This is a genomic window from Jeotgalibaca sp. A122, assembly GCF_052266715.1.
Lineage (GTDB): Bacteria > Bacillota > Bacilli > Lactobacillales > Aerococcaceae > Jeotgalibaca.
Map to the genome: position 1 here is coordinate 1 of NZ_JBQPRB010000012.1, position 17,856 is coordinate 17,856.

16 protein-coding genes, 1 pseudogene and 1 other annotated feature are annotated in these 17,856 nt (G+C 40.6%); of the genes and pseudogenes, 2 read left to right on the forward strand and 15 right to left on the reverse strand.

Annotated elements, in window-relative coordinates:
• On the forward strand, positions 1-269 hold a 269-nt coding region (locus ACTU7M_RS10405; RefSeq protein ID WP_443474329.1), incomplete at its 5' end, for a zinc ribbon domain-containing protein.
• Positions 270-460: 191 nt separating this feature from the next.
• Here the strand turns inward: ACTU7M_RS10405 and ACTU7M_RS10410 are convergent.
• From ACTU7M_RS10410 to parE, 12 genes and pseudogenes are all read right to left on the reverse strand, one after another.
• Complete coding sequence (locus ACTU7M_RS10410) at positions 461-1,306, reverse strand: VOC family protein (RefSeq protein WP_443474330.1); 846 nt, start codon at positions 1,304-1,306, stop codon at positions 461-463.
• Positions 1,307-1,329: 23 nt separating this feature from the next.
• Positions 1,330-2,148 carry a metallophosphoesterase gene (locus ACTU7M_RS10415; protein ID WP_443474331.1) on the reverse strand — a complete coding sequence of 273 codons (819 nt, stop codon included), beginning with the start codon at positions 2,146-2,148 and terminating at the stop codon, positions 1,330-1,332.
• 83 nt (positions 2,149-2,231) lie between these two features.
• Positions 2,232-2,726 (reverse strand): Cys-tRNA(Pro) deacylase, encoded by a 495-nt coding sequence (gene ybaK / locus ACTU7M_RS10420; protein WP_443474332.1) that lies wholly within the window; start codon positions 2,724-2,726, stop codon positions 2,232-2,234.
• A gap of 58 nt (positions 2,727-2,784) precedes the next feature.
• Positions 2,785-3,642, reverse strand: coding sequence for a MetQ/NlpA family ABC transporter substrate-binding protein (locus tag ACTU7M_RS10425; protein ID WP_443474333.1), 858 nt, complete (start codon positions 3,640-3,642; stop codon positions 2,785-2,787).
• A gap of 13 nt (positions 3,643-3,655) precedes the next feature.
• A complete protein-coding gene (locus ACTU7M_RS10430) occupies positions 3,656-4,426 on the reverse strand; it encodes an SDR family NAD(P)-dependent oxidoreductase (protein WP_443474334.1) in 771 nt (256 codons plus the stop codon).
• Between the two features lie 12 nt (positions 4,427-4,438).
• Positions 4,439-4,906 (reverse strand): S-ribosylhomocysteine lyase, encoded by a 468-nt coding sequence (locus ACTU7M_RS10435; protein WP_443474335.1) that lies wholly within the window; start codon positions 4,904-4,906, stop codon positions 4,439-4,441.
• Positions 4,907-4,971: 65 nt separating this feature from the next.
• Positions 4,972-5,234: a binding site (T-box leader), on the reverse strand.
• 59 nt (positions 5,235-5,293) lie between these two features.
• A complete protein-coding gene (locus tag ACTU7M_RS10440) occupies positions 5,294-6,223 on the reverse strand; it encodes a manganese-dependent inorganic pyrophosphatase (protein ID WP_443474336.1) in 930 nt (309 codons plus the stop codon).
• 96 nt (positions 6,224-6,319) lie between these two features.
• Positions 6,320-7,081 carry a pyruvate formate-lyase-activating protein gene (gene pflA, locus ACTU7M_RS10445; RefSeq protein ID WP_443474337.1) on the reverse strand — a complete coding sequence of 254 codons (762 nt, stop codon included), beginning with the start codon at positions 7,079-7,081 and terminating at the stop codon, positions 6,320-6,322.
• Between the two features lie 105 nt (positions 7,082-7,186).
• A complete protein-coding gene (gene pflB / locus ACTU7M_RS10450) occupies positions 7,187-9,415 on the reverse strand; it encodes a formate C-acetyltransferase (RefSeq protein WP_443474338.1) in 2,229 nt (742 codons plus the stop codon).
• Positions 9,349-9,516, reverse strand: a pseudogene (locus tag ACTU7M_RS10455) (hypothetical protein); the annotation flags it as partial. The gene pflB and the pseudogene ACTU7M_RS10455, both read right to left, overlap by 67 nt.
• 184 nt (positions 9,517-9,700) lie before the next feature.
• Positions 9,701-12,172: a DNA topoisomerase IV subunit A gene (gene parC, locus ACTU7M_RS10460; RefSeq protein ID WP_443474339.1), complete on the reverse strand. Its 2,472-nt coding sequence runs from the start codon at positions 12,170-12,172 to the stop codon at positions 9,701-9,703.
• Positions 12,172-14,235 carry a DNA topoisomerase IV subunit B gene (parE, locus tag ACTU7M_RS10465; RefSeq protein ID WP_443474340.1) on the reverse strand — a complete coding sequence of 688 codons (2,064 nt, stop codon included), beginning with the start codon at positions 14,233-14,235 and terminating at the stop codon, positions 12,172-12,174. The genes parC and parE overlap by 1 nt, the downstream gene beginning before the upstream one ends.
• A 201-nt stretch (positions 14,236-14,436) precedes the next feature.
• Here parE and plsY point away from each other — a divergent pair, with 201 nt between their 5' ends.
• A complete protein-coding gene (gene plsY, locus ACTU7M_RS10470; RefSeq protein WP_443474341.1) occupies positions 14,437-15,045 on the forward strand; it encodes a glycerol-3-phosphate 1-O-acyltransferase PlsY in 609 nt (202 codons plus the stop codon).
• A 24-nt stretch (positions 15,046-15,069) separates the two neighbouring features.
• Here plsY and codY read toward each other — a convergent pair whose 3' ends face one another.
• From codY to hslV, 3 genes are read right to left on the reverse strand one after another with little or no spacing between them, the layout of a single operon-like run.
• A complete protein-coding gene (gene codY, locus ACTU7M_RS10475) occupies positions 15,070-15,873 on the reverse strand; it encodes a GTP-sensing pleiotropic transcriptional regulator CodY (RefSeq protein ID WP_443474342.1) in 804 nt (267 codons plus the stop codon).
• An 11-nt stretch (positions 15,874-15,884) separates the two neighbouring features.
• Positions 15,885-17,291 (reverse strand): ATP-dependent protease ATPase subunit HslU, encoded by a 1,407-nt coding sequence (gene hslU / locus ACTU7M_RS10480; protein WP_443474369.1) that lies wholly within the window; start codon positions 17,289-17,291, stop codon positions 15,885-15,887.
• 19 nt (positions 17,292-17,310) lie between these two features.
• Entirely contained in the window at positions 17,311-17,856 is a 546-nt protein-coding gene (hslV, locus tag ACTU7M_RS10485) for an HslVU peptidase proteolytic subunit (protein ID WP_443474343.1), read from the reverse strand.

Consider the following 17,856-nt stretch of genomic DNA (forward strand, 5'->3'; position numbering starts at 1 on the left):
GGAGCTTCGGCAAGCTGATGAGCTACCTGACGTATAAAGCCAGAGCCAACGGCATCGCCATCCAAAAGGTGGACGAAGCCTACAGTACGCAAACATGTCCTGTTTGCCACAACCGCAAGAAACATGCCGGTCGCAATGTCCTTTGTGCGTGCGGCTACACCAGCCACCGCGACATTCACGGAGCCAAGAACATCCTCAGCAAGACACTGTACGGGAACTTCCTGCCGTCGGCAGTCGCGGAACAGACAAAGTATCTACGACCATGTTAGGGAGTAGTAGATGGCGCGTCGCCGCCCACAAACAGTAAAAACTGTTTGCGTTGCTTTTTGTGGAGAGAAGAAACAGCCACTTCCCAAAGGGAAGCATCTCGGCAACTGTCGAGTCCCGCTGCAGCGTCTCTTTAGACAAAAAGAAACCCCGACTTCAAAATCCGTCAGGATTTAAGTGGGGGAGTGTTCATTTAAGCGATAGAAATATGCATTTCAATTCCGCTGTTATCCTTCAAGATAATGACACCATTATCCTCTTTGTATGTGTAGTCTTTTTCTTTCAAACGACTTAACAAAGCATCCATTTCCTCTTGGTTTGGGACCAACCATTCATAGTAGGCCAAACCTAATTGATTCTCGCGTGGTTCAGGTAAATTTTTACCTGCCCAAGTGTTTGAACCAACGTGATGATGATAATCCCCGGATGCGAAAAATTTCGCTTGGCCGAAGTAATCAGACTTCAAGCCCAATGGAACAATGTTCGTATAGAAATCTTCTGTTCCAGGTAAATCATGGACTGTTAAATGGACATGCCCCATAATCGTTCCGGCTGGCATACCTGTAAATTGTTTTTTGACAGTTCCAAGCACGCCTTCCGCATCCATTTGAATCGTGATTCCTTCGATACGACCGTTTTCACGTCTGTCCCATTCTGATTCGGGTTTATCTGCATAAATTTCAATCCCGTTACCTTCAGGGTCGTTAAAATAAAGCGCTTCACTGTAGCCATGGTCACTTGCACCACCCAGTGGATATTTATTCACCAACAAGTAGTATAGGTATTCTCCTAAATCTTGTCTAGATGGCAATAATAGCGCTAAGTGGAATAATCCTGCTGTAAGTGTCTTCGTTGCATCGGGTTGAATCTGCACGAGTTCCACCAATGGTTCCTTAGTAGATTCCAATCCAAGGGTGATGGCTTTCATTTTTGAATCCAATACCGTCAAACCTACAACCTTTTGATAAAACTCGGACATTTTTTCTAAATCCTTAACCTTTAGCACTACTTTACCTAATTTCCAATCTTTTTCTGTCATTCGAATACCTCTTTCCAATAATGTTATATATTAAATGTTTCAATCGTATATGCCAATTCCGACAAAGGATCATCGGTCCACCAATGACGACCATTACCTAAACAAGCACAGTAGTAAGTGATAGCATCTTCGCTCAATATTTTACGGTAGTGGACATGTCCCATGATACTTTTTGTAATAGGATATTTATCATATAAAGACATATAGCTTTTACTACCCAGAAAGGCGTTGTAATAATCGTAAACCCGATTAGGCAGCGGAACTGTGAAATGTGGATGCGTCACAATGTGGGTCATCAGAATAATTTCTCTTCCTGAAACCTGGGTAATGTCGTCTTCAATTTGATGCAACATCCCCTCAGCCACCTGTTGATCCGACTGGCCCCAATGGACGTATAGTCGGTCATTCCAGCCGCCAACACGTAATTTTTTCGCTTCGAATTCTTCCAGCGTATATTTGTTGCTCGCAAAACCGTAATCATACCAACCGGGATTAGCTACAATTGCAAATCCATCATTTATAATGAAGGGTCTTCCAACGAGCGATTCATCCCGGTCCATGAAGATTTGATTGATTTTCCCGGTGTCCGTCTCTTTATTACGGATAGACCAATAATCATGATTACCAGGAACAAAAAATATTTTTGAAACCTGGTGTTCTTTCATGCGGTCGAGGAAAGCTAAGGAATCATGGTAATCTGAACTGATGTCTCCCGCCAGGAGTAAAGCGTCTATTTCATGATTATAGAGATAATCTGCTAATAAACGGTCATATGTCTGCCCGGGTGCCAACTTTCGTTCGTTTATATCAATATGGAGGTCTGATAAAACACCGAATCTCAATCGAACCGCCTCCTTCAGCTTACTTAAATATAGTATATCACATTGTCTCGAATTTGGAATACTTTTATTCAAATTTTATCATTTTAATTTATTTTTGCCGTGACTGCCACAAATTTTGCTTCTGTCAGCTCTTTTAGATCCAACGGGTTTAACTCTATTTGCATTCCGCGTTTACCTGCAGATACAATTATCGTTTCCATCCCTTCTGCTTCTTGGGCGATAAAAGTTGGATAAAGTTTCTTCATTCCAATCGGCGAAGTTCCTCCACGGATATAGCCTGTCGTTTTTTCTAAATCTCCCAGCGGTAATAACTCGGTTCGTTTGTTGCCACTTGCACTCGCCAAAGCTTTTAAATCTATTTCTGCCAAAGCAGGAATGCAAACGACGATAGGTCCCGTATTATTCCCTTCAATCAGTAATGTCTTAAATACTTTTTCAATCGGTAGAGAACCATTTTTTGCTGCTGTGCGTGCATCCAAATGATCCTCGTGCCATGCATATTCATGAAGCCGGTAAGGAATTTTGGCTTGTTCTACCATCCGGATAGCATTCGTTTTATTGATTTTCTTTTTAGCCATTTCAATCACCTCAAAAAAAATAGAAGAAAGGTTTCCCTTTCTTCCCATTTTAACACGTTTATTTTTCTAGCTCCTCTATTTCAAGCTGAACTGGAACTTTCGTCCCGCCAAATTCATCCTTTATATAGGCTTGGACTTCTTCACTATGGTAAATTTCTCCAAGTTTTAAAATAGCTTCATCATTAGCTTTTTCAGGCTGGGTCACTAAAATATTTACATTTTGTTTTGTATCTTCTGAGACTTCTTCGTAAAATAAGGAGTCGTCAAGAACATTCAATCCACCTTCCAAAGCAATAGAGTTACTAATAAGGGCAATAGCTACGTCCGGTAATACCCGAGGTCCAGTCGTATCATCAATTTCAGTAAATACCAAATTTTTGGGATTTTCGATAATATCGGAAGGAGTGCCGAATGAATCAAAATCCTCCGTCAATGTAATCAATCCCGCTGCTTGTAAAAGTAATAAGCCTCTTGAGGCATTGGAAGGATTGTCAGCGATGGCAACTTCAGCGCCATTGGGCAATTCATCCAGTGACGTATACTGCGAAGAATAGATTCCCATTGGTTCGAGATAGGTCGTTGCAAAAGCAGTAAGTTGATCACCTGATTCTTCATTGAATGATTGCAAATAAGCCCACGATTGGAAAGCATTCACGTCTACCTCTTCATCAACTGTCGCCATATTTAATTGGGGGCCCCCATCTATTTCTTCAATTTCCAGAGTTATGCCCATTTCTTTCGCTGCCTCCGAATCAGCAATATAACGCCAAATATCAGCATCCGACGATTGTGAGCCAACTGTAATCACTTCATTCTTGATTGCTTCTTTTGATTCAGCATTTCCTGCCGTACAAGCGCCTAGAATCATGCTTGCGCCCGCTAAACTTAATCCCAATAGCCACTGTTTTTTATTCATATATAATCCTCTCCTAGTGCATTGTCATGCCACCCGTCACATTTATAGCTTGCCCCGTCATGTATGAAGCGAGGTGACTAGCCAAAAACAGTACAACATGGGCAACTTCATCTGGATTTGCGGTTCTTCCAAGGGGCACTTGTGAACAATCTTCAGCGTATATTTCATCTGCAGTCATGTTCCTGATTAACCCACCTTCGACCCGTTCTCTCTTTTTCATTGCTGTCTCAACAATTCCTGGACAAACTGCATTCACCAAGATGTCATCAGGGGCCAATTCCTTGGCCATGGTCTTGGTTAAACCAATAACGGCATGTTTGGATGCCACGTATCCTCCCATCCCCACATAGCCGTTTTTTCCGGCCTGGGAAGAGATTTGAATGATTCTGCCACTTGATTTATTATCTTTCATCCACTTCGCAACTTTTTTTGAAAATAGATAAACGCCACGGGAATTAATTGCAAAAACCTTATCCCAGTCTTCTAGCTTACTGTCCACCACCACATCCATGGTTGAAATCCCAGCACAGTTAACCAAAATATCTATTTTGCCAAAATGATCCAGAGTATTTTGGATGCACATATCTATCGAATGCTCATTAGCTACATCAACTTGCGCCTGTATTATCTGTCCCTGCATTATTTGGAACGGTTCAGGATAGGCATAATCAATGGAAACGACAGAAGCTCCAGCTTCAGACAAAACCGAAACAATTGCCTCGCCGATACCATTTTTTCCGCCCGTTACGAGGGCAACCTTGTTGGTTAAATCGATAGTTATCATTTTTCGGACCCATTACCCTTCAGTGAATATTCTTTCAAAAGGATCACGGCTAATTCCTTTTTCCAACACTGATCGGGTGTATTCTTTGGCAGCAAACAAACTATGGTCCCGATAATTTCCGCATTCTTTGGCTGTTACCGATGGAACAGTTTCTGTTTCCAACACTTTTTTCAATGTTTTTTCCAATGCTACAGCAATATCCTCTGCAGTTGCCTCATCCCATTTAATGCAATAGAATCCTGTTCGGCAGCCCATTGGCGAGATATCTATAATTCCCGGTAATTCGTCACGCAAGTAGGTGGCCAGTAAATGTTCCAATGTATGTAAAGCTCCTGTGGGGAAAGCATCTTGATTTGGTTGCAAAAAACGTAAATCTATTTTTTGTATTGTACTACCCTGGTTATGCTCAATTCCCGCTATCCTAACGTAAGGTGCTTTCACCAAATTATGATCCAATGTAAAACTTTCAACTTTTGCCATATTTATCATCCTCCGAATATTATTTATAAACAAAAAAAGTCCTTGAAGAAGCAAATTAATGCTTCTTCAAGGACGGGAAATTTTATCTTCACGTGGTACCACCTTTGTTCGTATTGCCCTCACGGACAATACCTCGTCAAGTGCTCAAGGAATAAACCTTGAATACTTCGATGCTGCAACGGGCATCCCCGTAGCTACCTTATATTAATGAATATTCGGCAACTCCACTCTAAGGCCATTTTCTATTTTACTTCCCTTCCCTCTTCTCACCTACCGAGGGTCTCTGCAAAGTTCTGGTAAAATATACTTTCCTTTTCAATGTGTTTGTTCTCATTATTCTCATTTAACTTTAATCTAGAATAACACTGAAAAAGTGGCTTGTCAAACTTATTTTGTATAAGCTTCAGTTAATTGAGGAACAATTTGTTTTTTGCGGGAAACAACACCCGGCAGGAAGACCGTTTGATTTTCCAGCACAACGTCAAATGCAGCCTCTGCTTTGTCTGCACCATTTCCGACAACAAGTAAAGTAGAGTCGCTGTCCACGATATTTGTGATCATCAGGACGAATAAATCATAATTTTCGGCAGCATTTTGCGCTGCCATCAAGCTAGTTAATTCTTCTTGACGATTTAAAACGTCTTGAATAGCTACCGTGTTTACTTGACCTACACGTACTGATTTGTCACCCATTGGGAAAGTTTTCGCATCCAGGCCTAATAACTCTTCACTCGTTTTGCTGTCCAAGTTTGTTCCAGCCTTCAACAAATCCATACCATAGCTGTCTAAATCAATCCCAGCGATTACCGCTAAATCTTTAGCTGCGTCAATATCTTCCTGGGTACATGTTGGTGATTTGAACAACAAAGTATCAGAAACAATGGCTGAGGCCATTAAACCAGCAATTTTTGCAGGAATTTCGATCCCTTTTTCTTTAAACATTTTGTAGATAACTGTATTTGTACATCCTACAGGTTCACTCCGGTAATACAAAGGATTAGCCGTTTCAAAATTTGAAATACGGTGGTGATCAATAACATATTTAATTTCAACATTTGTAATATCAGATGCACTTTGTTGGAACTCGTTATGATCCACAAGCGCAACGGCTGAAACTTCATTTGATACAGTATTAACCACACGTGGTGCCTCAAAGTTGAAATGATTCAAAGCAAAGGCCGTTTCTTCACTAGGACCTTCAAACGCAACCGCTTCTGCTTCAACTCCGATTTCGTTTAAGTAATAAGCAAATGAGATTGCTGATGTGATTGCATCTGTGTCTGGATTTTGATGTCCGAATACTAATAATTTTTCCATAATTGCCCCTCTTTCATCTATCTATCTGTATTTATGATATTAAAAAAAAAAGAAAAGGGCAACGAAATTTCGCCTTTTTCCTTTTTAATGGCACTGTTAAGCGTGCAAGTATCCTTTATATTCGTCACAACGCAATAATTTGCGGGCATTTTCAACACGTTCCTGTGTTGGCGGCTCAATCCCTTCCAACTTATAAGGAATCCCTAATGCCTCATATTTATAGATACCCATCTTATGGTAAGGAAGAATTTCGACTTTTTGCACGTTTTTCAAAGTTGAAATATAATCTCCCAAACGAACTAAATATTCATCATAATCCGATCTTTCTGGGACTAGTACGTGACGAATCCAGACAGGTTTACCAATCTTTGATAAGTATTCGGTCATTTCCAGAATACTATCATTTGGCCACATCGTTAATTCTTTGTGTTTTTGACGGTCGATATGTTTAATATCCATCAAAATCAAATCTGTTACTTTCATTAATTCTTCAAAGCGACCAAAGAATGGCTCGTCATATGTAAAAGGTTGACCGCATGTATCCAGCGCTGTATTAACACCCATGGCTTTAGCTTTTTGGAATAGTTCGATAATAAAATCTATCTGGAGCAATGGTTCACCACCACTTATTGTGAGACCACCTTTTTCTCCCCAGAACTCTCTATATTGCAGAGCCATGTCAAGAACTTGATCTGTCGTCATTTCTTGTCCACCACCAATATTCCACGTATCTGGGTTATGGCAGAATTCGCAACGCATACGACATCCCTGCATAAAAACGATAAAACGGATTCCAGGTCCGTCCACGGAACCAAAACTCTCAGTTGAGTGTACAAAACCTGTCATTGGGTTTGTCATAAGTCATTTCTCCTCCATAGCTTTATCTATATTTCCGACCAAAAAGAGAGAATTTTCTCTCCCTTTAGTCGAAAACGGAGGCGAAGCCTCCGCATTCAATTTTTATTACATACTTTCGTGCATTGTACGGTTGATAACGTCTAGTTGTTGTTCGCGTGTTAATTTAACGAAGTTAACTGCATATCCAGATACACGGATAGTCAATTGTGGATAGTTTTCTGGGTGATCCATAGCATCCAACAATGTTTCGCGGTTAAATACGTTAACGTTCAAGTGATGACCGCCTTTACGTACGTATCCGTCCAACATGTTTGACATGTTTTCTTCTTGAACTTCTGCTTCGCGGCCCAACGCTTTAGGTACGATAGAGAATGTATTTGAGATTCCATCCAATGAATATTTGTAAGGAATTTTAGCAACGGATGAAAGACTTGCCAAAGCGCCGTGTGTATCGCGTCCGTGCAATGGGTTCGCTCCTGGAGCGAATGGTACACCTGCTTTACGGCCATCCGGTGTTGCACCAGTACTCTTACCATAAACCACGTTAGAAGTGATTGTAAGGATTGAAGTGGTATGTTTTGCATCACGGTAAGTTTTATGTTTCTTAACTTTACTCATGAAGTCTTTCAATAACCAGATACCGATTTCGTCAGCGCGGTCATCATTGTTACCGTATTTTGGATAATCGCCTTCGATTTCGAAATCTACAGTAATGCCATCTTCATCGCGGATTGGTTTAACTTTCGCATATTTAATCGCTGAAAGTGAATCAATGGCAACTGAGAACCCAGCGATACCTGTAGCCATAGTCCGCATTACGTGTGTGTCATGCAATGCCATTTCCAAGTTTTCATAGCTGTATTTGTCATGCATGTAGTGGATAACATTCAAAGTATTGATGTAGAGTTCAGCTACCCATTCGTTCATCAAGTCATATTTTTCCATTACTTCGTCGAAATCAAGGTATTCAGAAGTGATTGGTTGGTATTTAGGACCAACTTGTTTTCTGGTAACTTCGTCAACCCCACCGTTGATTGCATAAAGCATTGATTTAGCCAAGTTTGCACGAGCACCAAAGAATTGCATTTGTTTACCGATACGCATTGCAGATACACAACATGCGATTCCGTAATCATCGCCCCACTCTGGACGCATGACATCATCGTTTTCGTATTGGATTGAGCTAGTAGCGATTGAAATATGTGCACAGAAGCGTTTGAAGCCTTCAGGCAAACGTGTTGACCAAAGTACAGTCAAGTTTGGCTCTGGAGCTGTCCCCATATTCTTCAATGTTTGCAAGAAACGGAATGAATTTTTCGTTACTAACGTACGGCCATCTTCACCCATACCCCCGATTGATTCGGTAACCCAAGTCGGATCTCCAGAGAACAAATCATTGTAATCCGGCGTACGTGCAAATTTAACCAGACGTAGTTTCATAACAAAGTGGTCAACAATTTCTTGTGCTTCTTTTTCTGTCAATGTACCGTTTGCCATATCGCGTTGGATGTAGATATCCAAGAATGTAGAAACGCGGCCCAAGGACATAGCAGCACCGTTTTGTTGTTTAACAGCAGCAAGATAACCGAAGTATACCCATTGGAATGCTTCTTTAGCAGTTGTTGCTGGTTTGGAAATATCGTAACCGTAAATGTTTCCTAATTCTTTCAACTCTTTCAAGGCACGGTATTGTTCGCTCATTTCTTCGCGTAGACGCATAATGTCTTCTGACATTGTACCGTTACCCACTACTGCATAATCTTTCAATTTTTCTTGCATCAAGAAATCAACACCATAAAGTGCTACACGGCGGTAATCTCCGATGATACGTCCACGTCCGTATGCATCTGGCAATCCAGTGATGATTTTATTTGAACGTGCTGCACGCATATCTGGTGTGTAAACATCGAATACACCTTGGTTATGTGTTTTTCTCCAATCGCGGAAAATATGCGAAATTTCTGGATCGATTTCATAACCATAAGCTTCAGCTGCTAACTCACTCATACGGATTCCGCCGAATGGTTGCAATGAACGTTTAAAAGGTTTTTCTGTTTGGAAACCAACAATTTGTTCTTTGTCTTTATCCAAATAACCTGCACCGTGAGATGCGATTGTAGACACAACTTTTGTATCCATATCCAACACGCCGCCAGCTTCTCTTTCTTGTTTGGTCAAGTCCATTACTTGATCCCATAATTCATTCGTTTCTTCTGTAGGACCTTCCAAGAATTCTGCATCGCCTTCATAGATTGTGTAGTTTTGTTGGATAAAATCGCGAACGTCAACTTCTTCTTTCCAAGTTTTACCTTTGAAACCTTGCCATTGTTCCATAACGTAAATCCTCCTAAATGATAATTTTTATTTTGTGAAATATGTAACACCTTTAACGAATTCATTATAACACGTTTCAGAGCTTGTGCAATACTTTTCATGCAATTTGTTTCTTTTTTTCATTTCTTTTGTAAATGTCCGCTAATACATTGATAATACAACGTTTTCAAAAATCGTTTTCAATGATAGGTCTTATTCATTAATTATCATATCATGAAAAAACAGGACCCATCTGTATTATAATACAGATGGGTCCTGTTTCATGTTGTATGAATACAGTTTGGATTATTCCTCTAATTGTGAAATTGGAAACATCTTTTTGATTCCATACACGAGCCCATCTTCGGTCTCTACCAGGATGGCAGAACCGTTTGTATAGCGAGGAGTATACGGAATATTTTTACTCATGAGTTCTTTCGTTTTTCCACGTGTCGTTTTAATAGTGTATGTGGATTGCGTATCCGGGTTTGGATCAAGATACACAATACGATGTGGATTCGCCTTTAATTCTTTGATTAACATTAATCCGCGTTTCGCTCTTCCGAGAGGAGAAATTTCGCCTGTCCGGAAACGTTTAGCGTTACCTCGTTGGGTAACGATTAAAACGGTGTGTTTATCGTCCCCGGCTTCAAATACGGTAGCTCCCACTACATGGTCATCTATTCGAAGGTTGATTGCCTTTACCCCACTGGTTCTTATTCCGGTTGGGGAAACTTCTTCAAGCAAATAGCGCAAGCTGAATCCGGCGTGGGTAACAAATAATACTTCAAAATTATGTTCAGTTTCATCAATCAGATGAATATTCTGAACGGTATCGGCTTCTGTTTTCAACTTGATTGCGACTGCTTTTTTCCGTTTATAACCGCGGAAAGTCTGATATTCAGATAAGAGTGTCCGCTTAATCATTCCTTCTTTAGTAACGAACACCACCGATTGTTTATCGGTTAAAGGTTGATTGTGCTTCACAATCGTTGCGTTAATAATCTCCTCACCAGTAGCGAATGGTATGGATTGGGAAATGTGGTGACCCATTTCTTTCCATTTTAATTCCGGAAGTTCATAAATAGGCATATGCATGTAGCTACCTTTATTAGTGAACATGACTATAGCATCCAGTGTTGACGCCTTTTCAACCAACATCGGTTGATCGCCTTCACGTAGGCCAATATCCCCCACATCAGTTGCTGCAAAGGAACGGAAATTAGTTCGCTTGTAATACCCTTCTTGAGTCAGTACGACATAAACTTCCTCATCAGGTATCAGCACTTGCGTCTCGATCTTGATTTCTTCTATTTCAGCTTCCAATGCGGACATACGTGGTGTTGCATATTTCTTCTTAATGGTTAAAAGTTCATTTTTCATAACCATCATCAAGGTTTTCTCATTTTTCAAAATACTCTGATAAGATGCTACTTGCTCATTTAAATCCAGTTTTTCGTTTTGCAAAGCGACAATATCGGTATTTGTTAAACGGTATAATTGTAAAGAAACAATCGCTTCAGCTTGGGTATCTGAGAATTTATAGGTCTTAACTAAATTATTTTTAGCATCTTTTTTATCTTTACTGTTACGAATTAACGCAATTACTTCATCCAAAATCGAGATTACTTTAATCAAGGCATCAACGATATGTAAACGCGCTTCGGCTTTTCGTAAATTATAACCGGTACGACGGGTAATAACCTCTTTCTGGAACTTAATATAAGCATCCAGTATTTGCACCAATCCTACTTGTTTAGGTCGTAATTCATCAATAGCCACCATATTGAAATGATAGTTTACTTGTAAATCCGTATTTTTAAATAGATAGTTTAATATCCCTTCAGCATTGGCATCTTTCTTTAGTTCTACAACAATTTGAAGGCCTTCACGGTCTGTTTCGTCTCGAACCTCGGCTATACCCTCCAATTTACGATTCAGGCGAATTTCATCCATTCTTTTTACCAATAGCGCTTTGTTTACTTCATAGGGAATCTCGTTAATAACGATTTGCTGCTTTCCGCCACGAAGCGATTCAATTTTCGTTTTAGAACGCACAACCACTTTCCCACGCCCGGTTTTATACGCACTCTCAAGTCCTTCTTTCCCTTGGATGATGCCACCTGTTGGAAAATCTGGTCCTTTTACGTATTTCATCAGCTGTTGTACGCTAGCATTGGGATGATCAATTAAATGAACGGTTGCATCCACTACTTCGCCTAAGTTGTGGGGCGGAATATCCGTTGCATAACCAGCTGAGATACCTGTTGTGCCATTGACAAGTAAATTCGGATAACGAGCCGGCAAAACGAGTGGCTCTTCATCCGTATCATCGAAGTTTAAGATAAAATCAACGGTTTCGCTATCGATATCTCCCAGTAATTCACTGGAAATTTTGGCAAGACGCGCTTCCGTATACCGCATTGCAGCAGCCGGATCGCCATCCATACTCCCGTTGTTACCGTGCATCTCAATTAATGGTTCACGCATTTTCCAATCCTGGCTTAAACGCACCATGGCTTCATACACACTTGAATCCCCGTGAGGATGGTAGTTACCAATTACGTTTCCTACCGTTTTAGCTGATTTACGGAATTGTTTTTCGGACGTATTTCCACTGACGTACATAGCGTATAAAATCCGCCGTTGTACGGGTTTCAATCCATCGCGGATATCCGGCAAGGCGCGGTCCTGGATAATGTATTTGGAGTAACGTCCAAATCGGTCTCCCATCACATCTTCCATCATGAGTTCTTTAATTTCATGCTCCTGTGCCATTAAATCTCCCCACTTTCAAAATCCAAGCTCATTTGAGCGGCTTCGTCCGCTTCTTTTCTCAACTGCTCGGCTGCTTCTTCTTGTTTGTGTTTCTTCATTTGATCAGATCCATTCGCATCCGATTCCTCTAAAATACTCTTATCATCTTCAAGCGAGAACTGAACATTATTCTCAATCCATTTTCGTCTTGGCTCTACCTTATTACCCATCAACGTGGTTACCCGTCGCTCCAAGGTCGCTTTGTCGTCGATGACAACACGGATTAAGGTCCTTGACTCCGGATTCATGGTGGTGTCCCACAATTGATCCGCATTCATTTCACCAAGTCCTTTGTAACGTTGAAGAATATAGTTTTTACCGATTTTTTTGATGGCATCGTCCAATTCTTTTTCAGTCCAGGCGTATTCCATAACTTCTTTTTTTCCAACCTTTTTAGAAACTTTATACAAAGGTGGTTGAGCTAAATATACTTTTCCCGCTTCAAGCAGGGGTTTCATATAGCGATAGAAGAATGTTAATAGTAAGGTCTGGATATGCGCACCGTCCGTATCAGCATCGGTCATGATAATAACTTTATCGTAATTTGTATCTTTAATATCGAAATCGGGTCCTACACCCGCTCCAACAGTGTGGATAATGGTGCTGATTTCCTCATTTTTGAGGATGTCCTGCATATTGGCACGTTCCGTATTGATAACTTTACCACGCAAAGGTAAAATCGCCTGGAATTTACGGTCTCGGCCTTGTTTAGCCGACCCCCCTGCGGAATCCCCTTCGACCAAGAATAATTCGTTCTTACTAGCATTTTTCCCTTGTGCTGGTGTCAATTTACCAGACAGGAGTAATTCTCCTTTGCGTTTTTTGCCATTACGTGTTAGTTCTCTAGCTTTACGCGCTGCATCTCGTGCTTCCCGTGCTTTTAGAGATTTACGCACGAGCATTTGTCCAACTTCCCCGTTCTCGATCAAATAGATACTTAAACGTTCATTGATAAGGTTATCGACAATTGCACGGGCTTGTGGTGTTCCTAGTTTTTCTTTGGTTTGGCCTTCAAATTGCAGAATGCCTTCAGGAACACGCAATGATAATACGGCTGTCAGTCCTTCACGGACATCGCTTCCCTCTAAATTCTTTTCTTTCTCTTTTAGAAGTCCGACTTTACGAGCATATTCATTAAATGCTTTGGTCATCCCAGTTTTAGCACCGACTTCATGTGTACCACCATCTTTAGTACGGACGTTATTAACGAAAGAGAGAATCGTTTCTGAATAACCATCATTATATTGGAAGGCAAAATCGACTTCAATATCTTCAACCATGGCTGTAAAGGCAGCCACAGGATTTAATGTATCTTTTTCCTCGTTTAAGTATGTAACAAACTCTTTTATGCCATCCTGATATTGGAAAGTGTCACTCTTGTCATGACGCTCATCGATGATGGTGATTTTCAAACCTTTTAACAAAAAGGCTGACTCACGCATACGTTCAGCCAGAATATCATAATTCAATTGCGCACTACCGAATATAGCTGGATCGGGTAAAAAGTGAACGGATGAACCGTTGGGTTTGTTCACTTTGAGTTGTTTTTTCATTTTCCCTTTCGGCTTTCCACCATTTGAAAATGACAAAGTATAAAGGGTTTTATCCCGGATTACATTAACATCCAAAAACGCTGAAAGAGCATTTACAACACTAGCCCCAACCCCGTGTAAACCACCGGATGTTTTATAACCACCTTCTTGGCCAAACTTTCCTCCCGCATGAAGCACGGTAAAAATAACCTGGATAGTTGGAATACCACTTTGGTGCATCCCCGTTGGCATCCCCCGACCATTGTCGGTGACCGTAACGCTTTGGTCTTCATGTATTTTTATAACAATTTCATCGGCAAAACCGGATAACGCTTCGTCCACTGCGTTGTCCACAATCTCATATACCATATGGTGTAGACCACGGCTATCTGTTGACCCAATATACATACCAGGTCTCTTTCTGACTGCTTCTAATCCTTCAAGGACTTGGATTGAATCGTCATTGTATTGATTCGTTTTTCTTTCAACCATCATTAAACTCCTTTGTTCTACAGAACTCGAACATCCATTCTACCATAATACTTTAAAATCAACTTGATGTAAAAGATATTTCCTGATTTTTCTGCTCAAAATGCTTTAGCATCGGGCTTTTAATAAAAATATAATAGGAAATAGCCACTTTTAGTGGTAAACTAGCTACAAAGTATATTCTGATTATTAGGAGTGACATGTTTGAATACCGTATTCGCTATAGTTTTAGCATATTTATTAGGTTCTATTCCCTCGGGTGTCTGGATTGGGAAAGGTTTTTATAAGACGGATATAAGGGAACACGGGAGTGGAAACATGGGAACAACCAATACCTTCCGCGTTCTAGGCACAAAAGCTGGAATCATTGTTTTAGTAATGGATATATTAAAAGGTTCCCTAGCAACACTATTACCATTGTGGTTGAATGTCCCTATCCATCCGCTATTTACTGGAGTCCTAGCTGCAGTTGGGCATACATTACCCATTTTCGCCAACTTTAGAGGTGGAAAGGCCGTTGCAACTAGTGCCGGAATCATTTTAGCATATAATCCGTTATTTTTTACACTTGCTATTACTTGTTTTCTAATTTATTTACTATTGTCCAGTATGGTTAGTTTTGCAAGCATCGCGGCTTGTTTGAGCGCTGTTTTGATTTCTTTATTTATGGGGGATTTTTGGTTGATAGTCGTGACAATGGCATTAACTACCTATATCATCATCCGCCATCGCGAAAATATTCAAAGGATCCGCCAAGGAACAGAGAGTCTTGTTCCATTCGGACTCAACTACAAGAGGAAAAATAAGCAATAAAAAAGATGCCATCAGGCATCTTTTTTATATTTCTAGTTTTTGTTTCATCTGCTGCAGTAGTACTTCTGAACTTACCTTGATATACGTTCCTTTCATCCCTAACGATCTAGATTCCAGGATACGGGCCGACTCTAATTTACGTAAGGCGTTAACAATCACTGAGCGCGTGATTCCCTTGCTTGCTGAAATTTGAGAAGCATTAATACGTGTTTCCAGCCCCTCAATTTGACTGAAAATTTCGGTGATTGCTTCCGTTTCACTGAAAGAGAGCGACTGCAAGGCAATTGTAACAGCCGTTTCAGCCCTTGTGGCCATTTCAGTTTTGATATTTTTCAGATGGAGAACCTCCACCCCAATCACAGTTGCACTATGCTCAGCCAAGATTAAATCACCACTGTCAAAAGGACGATTGAGGCGTGCAAATATGAGGCTACCTAAACGAACCCCGGCCGCAAAAATGGGGGTCACGGTCGTAAGACCGGTAACGAAAATGTCTCTCGTTTCCACAGGAAAAACACTTAAGTCCGATTCGATGCCAATATTGGCTGTCGTACGCTTGATTTTGTTTATTTCATCCGTGTATACGAGCGGGAATTTTTGGTCCACCAACATTTGCTTAACACGCGCATTATTAATATCAATCGCTTCGCTAAAGCCAAGCAGTGTGCCTTCTTCATCGATTAAATAAGTATTTGCTCCCAGGATCTCCGCCAAACGCTCTATCATATCCAAAAACGGCAAATCATTTATTTTTTCACGGTTAATGAAGCCACCTTCTTTTTGCAGCATGCGATTGATTGTTCTTAATCGTTCCAATATTTCATCCATTTACTTCAACCTCACAGAATATAGCGTCTTAAATCTTGGTCCTCAACAATATATGCTAATTTTTCATCAACATAGTTTGCTGTGATTGTTATTTGTTGCCCTGGCATATCCGGAGATTCAAATAAAAGATCTTCTAATAATTTTTCTAAAATAGTATGAAGACGACGGGCACCAATGTTATCCGTTTCATCATTCATTTTTGCGGCAATAGCAGCAATACGTTCAATTGATTCTTTGGTAAAGGTAACCACGACATTTTCTGTTTCCAAGAGTGCACGGTACTGCTTCACTAGCGAATTATCAGGTTCAGTTAGAATGCGGACAAAATCATCTTCCGTTAAATCATCCAGTTCCACCCGAATTGGAAAACGCCCTTGCAGTTCCGGAATTAAATCACTCGGTTTTGCAACATGGAATGCCCCTGAGGCAATAAACAGAATATGATCCGTTTGAATATTACCATATTTCGTTGAGACTTGTGACCCTTCCACGATTGGCAGGATATCTCGTTGAACACCTTCTCGTGAAACTTGACCGCCTTGATCGGATTTGGAAGTAATTTTATCAATCTCATCAATGAAAATAATGCCGTTTTCTTCCGCCATTCGCAAAGCCTCAGCTGATAAATCATTTTTATCGATTAGATTGTCTGTTTCTTCATCCGTTAAAACTTTGATGGCGTCTTTGACTTTCATCGTCCGTTTAACTTTTCTTTTAGGAGTCATGGAGTCCAACGCGGATTGTAACATCATCATTTGTTCATTATTCCCCATTGTACCCATTGGATTGCCGGTTTTTTCTACAACTTTAATGGTCACATCGCGGTTGTCCAAAATGCCTTTTCTTAACTGCTCGACGATTTCACGGCGTTCAGTAGCAATCTCTGCTGTTACTTCTTCCGTTTCTTCCTCTTCAGGCAGCATGGTATCTGTTGGGAGCCCGAATTGCTGAAACATGTTATACATACTATTTTGATTAGGAGCTTGTTTCTTTTTAATGCCAGGTTTCAAGGCCTGAGCAATGCGCTCCAAAGCTTTAGCGTTCGCTTGGCTATAAACATCACTACGTTTTTCATTTTCGACTATTAAAATCGCATTTTCGACCAAATCACGAACCATGGATTCAACGTCACGACCCACATACCCAACTTCAGTAAACTTTGTCGCTTCCACTTTTACAAATGGGGCATGGACAAGGTTAGCCAAGCGACGCGCAATTTCAGTTTTACCAACACCAGTTGGTCCAATCATCAAAATATTTTTGGGCGTTACTTCTTTCTGCATCTGGTCAGTTAATTGCATGCGACGATATCTATTACGCAAGGCAACTGCCACAGATTTTTTGGCATCATTTTGGCCAATAATATATTTATCAAGTTCAGCAACCACTTGCCGTGGTGTTTGGTTAGCTTTTACAATCATTAATGAACACTCCTTATTAAACGAATTCCTCAACGATAATATGGTCATTTGTAAATACACATATTTCTGAAGCAATCTTCAGACTTTGGTAAGCCATATCTCGTGCGGATTGATTGTTAGAATTCCGCTTCAAAGCCCGAGCCGCTGCCAATGCAAAATTCCCACCAGATCCAATTGTTAAAATTCCATCATCTGGCTCAATTACCTCACCACTTCCTGATACTAAAAACATTTGGTCTTTGTCCATCACGATCAACAAAGCTTCTAGTTTTTGCATGGCACGATCACCGCGCCATTCGCGGGCAACCTCAATTGAAGCACGCATTAAATTTCCTTTATGTTGGTTCAGTTTTGCTTCGAATTTATCTTCAAGCGTAAAAGCGTCGGCAACGCCACCCGCAAAACCCACGATAACCTTGTCATTATAGATTCTACGGATTTTCTTTGCGGATCCTTTCATGATGACGGATTCACCCATAGTTATCTGGCCATCGCCAGCCATCGCTGATTTCCCATTATGCTGAATTGCACAAATTGTTGTCATAATAAAACTTCCTTCCAT